General features: G+C 55.6%; 10 protein-coding genes. 6 read left to right on the plus strand and 4 right to left on the minus strand.

Annotation, left to right across the window (positions count from 1 at the left end; genetic code table 11):
* Positions 1-60 precede the first annotated feature (60 nt).
* Positions 61-309, minus strand: a complete 249-nt coding sequence (locus tag ACRESJ_RS13770; RefSeq protein ID WP_095944850.1) for a helix-turn-helix domain-containing protein — start codon at positions 307-309, stop codon at positions 61-63.
* A gap of 90 nt (positions 310-399) precedes the next feature.
* On the opposite strand from ACRESJ_RS13770, the gene ACRESJ_RS13775 reads away from it, so the two are divergent.
* The 6 genes from ACRESJ_RS13775 to ACRESJ_RS13800 all read left to right on the plus strand — a co-directional run bounded on the left by ACRESJ_RS13775 (position 400) and on the right by ACRESJ_RS13800 (position 4,964).
* On the plus strand, positions 400-609 hold the full coding sequence (locus tag ACRESJ_RS13775) for a hypothetical protein (RefSeq protein WP_095944849.1): 210 nt from the start codon (positions 400-402) through the stop codon (positions 607-609).
* 10 nt (positions 610-619) lie between these two features.
* Complete coding sequence (locus ACRESJ_RS13780; RefSeq protein WP_431758381.1) at positions 620-3,274, plus strand: toprim domain-containing protein; 2,655 nt, start codon at positions 620-622, stop codon at positions 3,272-3,274.
* A gap of 470 nt (positions 3,275-3,744) precedes the next feature.
* The gene (locus ACRESJ_RS13785; protein WP_431758382.1) at positions 3,745-4,038 is read left to right on the plus strand and encodes a hypothetical protein; all 294 of its coding nucleotides are present in this window, start codon (positions 3,745-3,747) and stop codon (positions 4,036-4,038) included.
* Positions 4,039-4,050: 12 nt separating this feature from the next.
* On the plus strand, positions 4,051-4,302 hold the full coding sequence (locus ACRESJ_RS13790) for a hypothetical protein (protein ID WP_431758383.1): 252 nt from the start codon (positions 4,051-4,053) through the stop codon (positions 4,300-4,302).
* Positions 4,303-4,364: 62 nt separating this feature from the next.
* Entirely contained in the window at positions 4,365-4,652 is a 288-nt protein-coding gene (locus tag ACRESJ_RS13795) for a hypothetical protein (protein ID WP_431758384.1), read from the plus strand.
* 72 nt (positions 4,653-4,724) lie between these two features.
* Positions 4,725-4,964, plus strand: a complete 240-nt coding sequence (locus tag ACRESJ_RS13800) for a hypothetical protein (protein ID WP_431758385.1) — start codon at positions 4,725-4,727, stop codon at positions 4,962-4,964.
* 514 nt (positions 4,965-5,478) lie between these two features.
* On the opposite strand, the gene ACRESJ_RS13805 is transcribed toward ACRESJ_RS13800, so the two are convergent.
* The 3 genes from ACRESJ_RS13805 to ACRESJ_RS13815 form a co-directional block, all read right to left on the minus strand.
* Positions 5,479-5,736 (minus strand): ogr/Delta-like zinc finger family protein, encoded by a 258-nt coding sequence (locus ACRESJ_RS13805; RefSeq protein ID WP_421139549.1) that lies wholly within the window; start codon positions 5,734-5,736, stop codon positions 5,479-5,481.
* An 87-nt stretch (positions 5,737-5,823) separates the two neighbouring features.
* Positions 5,824-6,681, minus strand: coding sequence for a phage portal protein (locus ACRESJ_RS13810; RefSeq protein ID WP_431758386.1), 858 nt, complete (start codon positions 6,679-6,681; stop codon positions 5,824-5,826).
* Positions 6,593-8,289 (minus strand): terminase large subunit domain-containing protein (locus ACRESJ_RS13815; protein ID WP_431758387.1); only part of this gene is annotated, 1,697 nt, incomplete at its 5' end. The genes ACRESJ_RS13810 and ACRESJ_RS13815, both read right to left, overlap by 89 nt.

Raw genomic sequence — 8,289 nt, forward strand, 5'->3', positions numbered from 1 at the left:
GCTCTGCCCTGCCTCCAGAATCTTTTGGGCTTTCACTGGATCGTTGTTTTTCAGCGAGCCTCATATGGCAATAACCGGGCTTATCTGACCAACCTCGGGCGCGACTTCATCCGTTACCAACCACAGCGCATAGCGCTTAAATCGAGGGTGCTTAGTGATCTTCAGCAGTTCCACGGAGCTGACAGACGCCCGCCGCCCGTACTCATATCCCTTCCATGTTTCGAGTTTGATTCCCGCGATCTCACAGATTTCCGCCTGAGTTAGACGCTCAGTCAGCCGCACTTCCTTGAGTTTTTGACCTAATTCCAACGAGCACCCTCCTCTTGACATGTGCGTATGCACATCACAATATGTGCATATGCCACTTTATTCGGCATATATACACACGGAGCTTAGCAAATGCAGATCACCATAGACACGCCCTACACAACCGTTCGCGAGCTGGCACGCCGATCCGGCCAATCAGAACGAGCGATCCGGAATGACATCGAGCGTGGGCGAATCCTGGTACGAGCAAAAACGGAAGGTTCGAAAGAAGCACTGCTGGTCAACATGGTTGCGCTGGCTATAGAAGCGGCCGAGCAGGCCGAACGCGTCTCCCAGCGCTGAGGGTCGGCAAATGCAATTCGAAGACATTTACCGCCTAGAAGTGGTCGCTGCCCTGGAGCATGACCACGAACTGGATTTTAAGGACATTGGCAGCACCTACTTCCAAAAGGGAGTCTGCCCAAGCTGTAGCGAACGCACGCTGTACATCGCCCGCAAACAGCCATATCAACTCAAATGCAATCGTCTGAACCAGTGCCAGTTTGAGGAAAAGACCAGGGAGCGCTACAGCCACCTATTCGAAAACCTCAGTGAGCGGTTTCCGCGTACCGAGGCCAACCCGAACGCCACGGCTGATGCTTACCTACAGCGCAACCGTGGCTTTGACATCAGCAAGATGAAGGGGTGGTACGAGCAGAGCCGACGCAAAATGAAGGATGACCAGTGGGCAGACACCGTCCGCTTCCCGCTTTGCGACGGCTACTGGGAACGTATCATTGACGCGACGATGGTCACGGCCAATGGCGGGGATAAAGCCGGCATCAAGTACAAAATGTCATACAAGGGTGGCGGTTGGGTTCCGCCCGGTATGTCCATCGAGCAAGGGGACTCCGTCTACGTTGTAGAGGGTATCTTCCACGCAATCGCTTTGATTCTGGCCGGCTACAAGGCAATCGCGTCTATCTCAGCCAACAACTTTCCCTGGGACATCGTAGAGGCGCACAAGGGCCTGAAAGTACGCTGGATCATCGCCTTGGACGACGACAAGGCCGGTCACTCAGTTATTCCGAAGTACCGCAGCCAATTGCTTGCCCGTGATGAGCTGGCATGGGTGGCCCTTGCTGGCGCCGACCGCGATTGGGACGACGTGTACCGCGACGGGCAACTGAATGATGAATTCATGCAGGAGGCCAATTACCAGGGGCGAATTTTCATCGCAGAGAGCCCTGGGAAAAAGGCCTACCTGCTGCACAAGAAGAAACCGCTCAATTTCTTCCTGCTGGACTTCGGCGAACGCCTGTATTCCGCCAAGGTAAACTCCGATGAGCTGAACAAAACACAGGAAGAAGAAACAGCGGTCGCTCGCGAGCAGCTTTTCTACAAATACTGCGACATCAAACAAGTGGCCAACTGCGTGCCGCGCTTTGAATACATCCAACGTGACGCGATCAGCGGTGACCAGCAGTTCTTCTTCCAATTCAACTTCCCCAACGCGGCGCAAAACTGCAAGGAGCCCTTGGCGCCGAACTCGATAGGCGATCCGCGAAGCTTCGCCAAATCGCTGCTGGAGCGCACCCCTGGTGGCAACTTCGAAGGTGGGGAAAGGGTGCTGGCCATGTTGCGCAGCAAGTGGCTGGACAACGCACTAACCGTCCGATCACTGCCCTTTGTCGGCTACGACGCATCGAGCAAGACCTACTGCTTCCAAAAGTTCGGTTACCACAAGGGGCGCGAGTACCTGGCCAACGACCACGGCTATCTTGAAGTCGGGAAAATCGGCCTTAAAACCTCGCTCAATAGCCTAACGATCGTCCGCGGTTCTGGCTTCGACCCGAGCTGGTTTTCCGACTTCTTTGCGGTACATCACCTTAACGGACTCGCAGCGTTGTCGTGGTGGACTGCCACGCTGTTCGTGCAGCAGATCCGCAGCAAACAAGAGTCTTGGCCTTTCCTAGAGCTGACCGGTGACGCGGGCGCAGGTAAGTCGAGCTTGCTGCGTTTTCTGTGGCGTTTACTCGGTCGCTCCAACTTTGAAGGCACCAAGCCCAACGGCGAAGGCGCAAGCGCAATCGGCCTGACCCGTGCACTGTCTCAGGTAAGCAACTTTCCTGTGGTGCTTATTGAGTCTGATACCCAGTCCGTCGATGCCCAAGGTCGCACGGTGATCAGTCAATACAACTGGGAAAAGTGGAAAGCGCTGTTTGACCACGACGCCACGCTTCGAACGGTTGGCGTGAAGTCCTCGAGCAATGACACCGAAACCCTGATCTTCCTGGCAGCACTGTGCATTGCTCAGAACGCCAGCGTTGAAGGCTCCGAGGCGATATTGACCCGCATCAGCCATTTCCACGCGACTAGGGCGCACCACACCCCCGCCTTGAAGGTGCTGGCCATTCGTTTGAATAGCCTCCCTGTGGAGCAATTAGCCGGTTACCTGGGGCACTGCATCGGGCAGGAGTCAGCCTGGCTCCAGCGCTACTTCGATGCGTTTCCGGAATACGAGCAACGTCTTCAAGCAAACCCTGTTCTTCAGCATCAACGGATCGTGCTTTGTCATGCGCAGATGATGGCAGCCGCAAAAGCCACCCAAGCACTGTTTCCGGACTGGAGCGACGACAACCTGGAGCAAGTCATCAAGCACATTGAGCGCCGCGCCATAGATCGGCAGCAGCGTGTCAGCACCGAAAACCCAACAGCCGGGCGCTTCTGGCAGATCTATCACTACCTCAACGAAAGAGTGGTTTCGATCAGCGATGACGCGGGCAATCGCGAAGTCACTCAGGAAACACTCAACCACAGCGCTGACAAAGACCTGATCGCCATCAATATTGAGCACTTCCACAACGCCTGTCGTCTCGCTGGCCAGGAAGTCATTCACGCAACTCAATTGCACCGCGCACTGCCCCTCAGCACCTCACACACCTTTGTCGAAACTCGCAAAGTCCGCTCGGTCATTGAGAAGCGCTCGCTCAACTGCTGGCTGTTCCGGAAGGGGAGTAAATCCTGATGAGCGTCCTGGGGATAAAAAGGCATGTACGGGGGCAAACCGGCGTTTTTGAGGTAATGCGTGTGTGGCCGCTGACTGGGTGGAACATCTGGAACATTAATATCTATAAGAAAAATATCTATATAAAACAGATAGATAAACAACACACCATCATCACCCATGACCGGAACAGGCTGGATCACACCGGAACATCTTTCCGTTCTCTGTTCTGCAAGTGTTCCACCAAGGGCATTTTCCGGAACACCTCGCCAACCCTTGTAGATCAAGGCCTACAGCGAGGTTTTAGAAAATCCCGTTCTGCCATGTTCCGGCCCGGGGCTCTAAGTGCCTATTGACCTGAATGCCCCGTAAACCGTGGGCTAGCGGCCTTCAACTTTTATCCGTTCCAGATGTTCCGGGGTACACCCGGGCACACGCGGCATTTTTTCAGGCGCGGAGCCTGATGCAACCAGCAAAAAAGGATCGACGCCATGCAAGTACAAATCATCACGGGCGACCAATGCACCGGCAAAACCACCCGTCTGCGCGCCATCCAAGCCAAATTGAAAAGCCAGGGGATCAAGGCGCCAATCATGGTGGGCAAAGACTGCACTACACCGTTTTTCATCAACCAGATCGCTAGTCAGGCCATGGCGGGTAACAAGCAGTTTCTGGCAGACGACTGCACCCGGTTCCAGATCCGGGCCGTCATGGAGCTGAAAGCTCAGGGCATTCACGCGGGGATTCCGTCTGATTTCGTTGTGCACTTGGTGCGCAAGGCCTGAGGGGGAGTTTCGATGATTATTCGCTACCGCGCGAACACCTTGCCCGGTCAGTTGCCGCTGCCGTCCGATTACGTGGATCAGCGCACAGCCGAAGAGCTGGCCGAACTGGCGGCCGCCGCACATTGGAGGGATCACCCAAAGGACGCACCGACATTCATCACCGTCGTGCACATGCAGGACGTAGACGGTCATGACTTGGGACTGTTTGAAGTGCGCTGTGAGCAGCGCCCCGTGTTCACGGCGCGCCGATTGCGGCAAGCGTGAGAGAGAAGGTGTCGAGGAGTTCGCACCTCCCCGACACCAACCACCACAAGAGGAGCAACACCATGCAAGCACAGCACCCAAGCAGCAGCGGTATGCAGGATACCACCGCTCTAAGCCACCCGGGGAAGACCTTCAATCCGCCTCGGCCCTTGCTAGTCACTGCCTTGATCGGCACGGCCCTGATTGGGTACCTGGTCCACAAGACCCCGGATGCTCGTCAGCGCTTGGAAAGCATGGCCTGTTTGGCCCAAACCATGGGCGACCTGAGCGATCGCGACGCCGTGGTGATCGCTGACCTACTCGCCAAGCCCTACACACAAACCACTCCGAAGGGAGAGCACCATGCATGAACAAACCAACTTCAAGCGGTACAAGGCCAGCGACATTTGGAAAGGCTTTGAGGTCGCCATGGAGAATGAACCATGTTGATCGACGGGCGGATTATTGCCATCAGCGACGAACAAGCCTGGTCCGGACGTGAGCAACTGGAATTGCCCACTGACTTTTTTCTGGTCGAAGCCACCCAATTGCTACACCACCATACCGGGTCAGGTTGGGTGCAGATTCCGTTGCCTCAGGGACTCCTGGTAGCAGCGTATGAGAATCCACAAGGACACCGCCGCTACGGGGTTGTGGACATAAACAAGCAGCTGAACAACTAAGGGTCGTCACATCACCCCCTACTAGTACAACTCCATCAGAGGCGCTTCAGCGCCTTTGATGCTAATTCCGCGTTACAAAAAAAATAATCCAATCTCAACATCGTCAGTGCATACCCCAGTGCTTCAGGTTCACCGCTTTAAGAAACAATGAACGGCACAACAGTATCTGTTAGCTGCACAACTAGTGCCGCACAAAACCTCATATAAAAAATAGAAATATCTCACATCGCTAACGATAAATCGTTCAACTTGACGACAATATTTTGACGCTATAGAACGTTCTCAGCGATTGGCCAATCCAACTAAGTGGAATGACGTTAATGGATGCAAAAACAAGAAGTCTAATTACAACGCGGGACGTGGTGGAGGACATTGAGAGAATATTAAGCTGCGTCGGCGTAGCCGTTACTGCCAGGCCATTGCAAATGAAAGAAATGGATGGGGTGTTGGCCATTCTTCAGTGGTCAGGGGAACGGCTTTGCGAATGCTCACGTGAACTGGCCGGTGTAATTGATCAACTCGCAAGTGCCCCCAACTGATCGAACAAATCTCGCTGCTCAGCCCTGGGCATCGCACGCAGCCGGTCGAAGATAAGACGGTCTGCCACTTGTGCTGACGGACTCAACGTGTGAGAGAAGGTCAGCGTGGCCACCCAAGTGTGGCCACAACTGGCAGACAGGCACTGGCAGTAGAGTCTGGCAAATTCCAATGACAGCTCCTCACGCGAAGCAATCCGACCTTTCCCGCCACATTCCTTACAGTAAATTCGCATAGCCCCACCCATCGTATTCACAGGAGGCTATTTTGCCACACAACATCTGGTAGTTGTATGACTCTTCAGATACTAACTGTGGTGGAATCAGGTGACGGGAGCGGGGTCAGCCCACGCAATATGACGGTCAGCCCTCAAACAGTCATTAACCTGGAGGAATAGCTGGCAAATTGGTCGAATCTCGTTGTTGGTGTAGATCCTGTCGATCTTTTCGATATCGCCAAACCCACCCGCGTTCTCCGGTATCACCCCAGCCAAGGCCGGGTGCATGCGCCAGGCAGCAATCACGTCGTTGCGCGTGATGTTCTTGATTCGCTCGAATTCGTCTTTGGTGGCCACGTCTCCAATCGGAATAATCTGAATGGCTTTTTCCGCACCGCCGGGAATGTTGACAAACATCGAGCGAAAGTTACCCACACCCTTGGCACTTTGAATCTGGGTCTTTAAATTCGCCTCGTCCTCTTCAGACAAGTCAGGGTCATTCGTATAAAAGATAAACCCTGCATGCGCACCGTTGTTGTAATAGCGACGGCGAAATAAAGTCGCCGACTCGTTCAAGAGCAAGGCATGCATGCCGCCCAGGTAATCGGGCACACCATAAATATTCTGCTCCACGTCGTAATCCATGACGTGCTCCACTTCCTCCTCTTCAAAGTGCAACTCCTTGGCATTGGGCAACAGCATCATGAAACCGCCCCCGACCTTGCGCCGCGTGTTGATCGCCGGTAAGTGCTGCAACTCAATCACCTGGCCGATGACGTTGCGGATGCGCAGGAAAAACGCATCGCCAAACACCATGAAATCCAACCCTGCGCGGCCCATGGTCTGCCGGCTGCACCCAGCCGAGGGGATGAAGTCACGCAGCAGCATGTTGCGTTTGAAGCGCGGAATGGTGCCGTGGTGGGCGTTGGCCCGCAGCAGCTTGGCCAGCCCCGTGCGCGACACGGGCGGCACATAGACCCGGCCGTCGCTGGTTTCGAATACGCCCAGGTACTCGCCGACGTTGCTGGTCAGCACCGACTCTGGCGCGCCGAAGCTGAACGCCTGCACTTTGTGAGGCTGGGGATTGGGCTGTTCGAGTTCTTGCATGGCTGCCTTCCAGGGTTGACCAGCGGCTGCGCCGCTTTTTGTTGATATTGAGGGGTTCGTTGGCCAGCGCGTGCATCACTGCCCAGGCGATGTCGGCATGCCCGGTGGCGTCGGTGCGCGAGGCGCTGTAGGTGATCTGGCCGCTGTTGGTGGCGCCGCGCTTGATCGTCAGGAAGGCCGAGGCGATGTCGTTCCAGTCGGCGTCCCATTCGATCCGGCGTCCTTGGATGGTGTCCTGGGCTTTGAGGACCAGGGTGTTTTTGGTTTCCAGGCTGTAATGGATCGGTGTCACGCGTGGGAAGAAATCGCGCACCAGGTCGAACACGCCATAGCCCACACCGGTGATGTCGATGCCAATGTGTTGGACGTTGAAACGCTCAGTGATCTTCTTGACCTGCGCGGCCTGGTAGGTGAACGAATGCCCACGCCAGGAGTACTTCTCCAGGATGCGGAACTTGCCGCCTTGCTCCAGGGGCGGAGCGACCACCACGCAAGTGGCATCGTCGCGGGTGCGACTGGGGTCATAACCCACCCAGACCGGGCTGTTGGCGAATGGCCGTAGCGCCTTCGGATCAGCATCGTAGTCGGTCCACAACAAGCGATCCGAATAACAGCGCTCCAGATCCGCCAGGGCAAAGGCGCTCTGTGTGCTGTCGATAAATTTGCACAGGTAGAGCTGGTCGAACTGGTCGTCGGAGTTTTCCAGTTGCAACTGTTCCAGGTCGAACAGATCGCAACCGCCGGCAATGGCATCGTGAATGGTGATGATCTTGCGCCACTGCCCATCCGGACACAGCGCGCCCTGGCGTAACTCGGCGTCGCTGGGGAACGGCAGACTGGCCTTCTTGTGTTTGCCACGCTTGAAGGCATCGCCGGTCCAAAACGGGTACGCCTGGTGGCTGACCGCGCTGGGGGTGGAGAAATAGGTTTTGCGCCACTTCTTGTGGGTGGCCATGGCCCCCGACAGCGTGTTGAGTTTGTCGAAGTCACGAATCCAGAAGTATTCGTCGACGTAGACATGACCATGGTGACCTTGGGCGGTGCTGCTGTTGGTGCTGAGAAAACGCAGCTCGGCACCGTTGCTGAGGATGATCGGGTTACCGGTCAACTCAAGGCCAAACCATTCGCGGGCAAACTTGATGATGTAGTTACGGAAAATCTCGGACTGGGCGCGGCTGGCGGACAGGAACATCTGGTTGTCGCCGGTCAGCACCGCGTCCATGAACGCTTCGCCGGCAAAGTAATAAGTCAGGCCGGTCTGGCGCGCTTTCAGCACGTTGCGGATGCGCCGTGTCAGCGGGTTTTGCTTGGCCTCGAACAACTCTTTTTGATAGCCGAATAGCTTGCTGGTGAACTTGTCGAGAAAGTCCACTTCAGTCAGGTGGCTGATGTCGTTCTTGGGCGCTTTGGGTTTCTTCTTTCCCTGGCCGTCAGCGTCGCGACGGTTGGACCTATCCCTAGGCG

The organism is Pseudomonas sp. (genome assembly GCF_050739655.1).
Lineage (GTDB): Bacteria > Pseudomonadota > Gammaproteobacteria > Pseudomonadales > Pseudomonadaceae > Aquipseudomonas.

Excerpts from the sequence above, each read along its gene's own strand:
- ACRESJ_RS13775 (WP_095944849.1), top strand. The coding sequence starts at position 400 with ATGCAGATCACCATAGACACGCCCTACACAACCGTTCGCGAGCTGGCA.
- ACRESJ_RS13780 (WP_431758381.1), top strand. The coding sequence starts at position 620 with ATGCAATTCGAAGACATTTACCGCCTAGAAGTGGTCGCTGCCCTGGAG.
- ACRESJ_RS13785 (WP_431758382.1), top strand. The coding sequence starts at position 3,745 with ATGCAAGTACAAATCATCACGGGCGACCAATGCACCGGCAAAACCACC.
- ACRESJ_RS13790 (WP_431758383.1), top strand. The coding sequence starts at position 4,051 with ATGATTATTCGCTACCGCGCGAACACCTTGCCCGGTCAGTTGCCGCTG.
- ACRESJ_RS13795 (WP_431758384.1), top strand. The coding sequence starts at position 4,365 with ATGCAAGCACAGCACCCAAGCAGCAGCGGTATGCAGGATACCACCGCT.
- ACRESJ_RS13800 (WP_431758385.1), top strand. The coding sequence starts at position 4,725 with ATGTTGATCGACGGGCGGATTATTGCCATCAGCGACGAACAAGCCTGG.
- ACRESJ_RS13805 (WP_421139549.1), bottom strand. The coding sequence starts at position 5,736 with ATGCGAATTTACTGTAAGGAATGTGGCGGGAAAGGTCGGATTGCTTCG.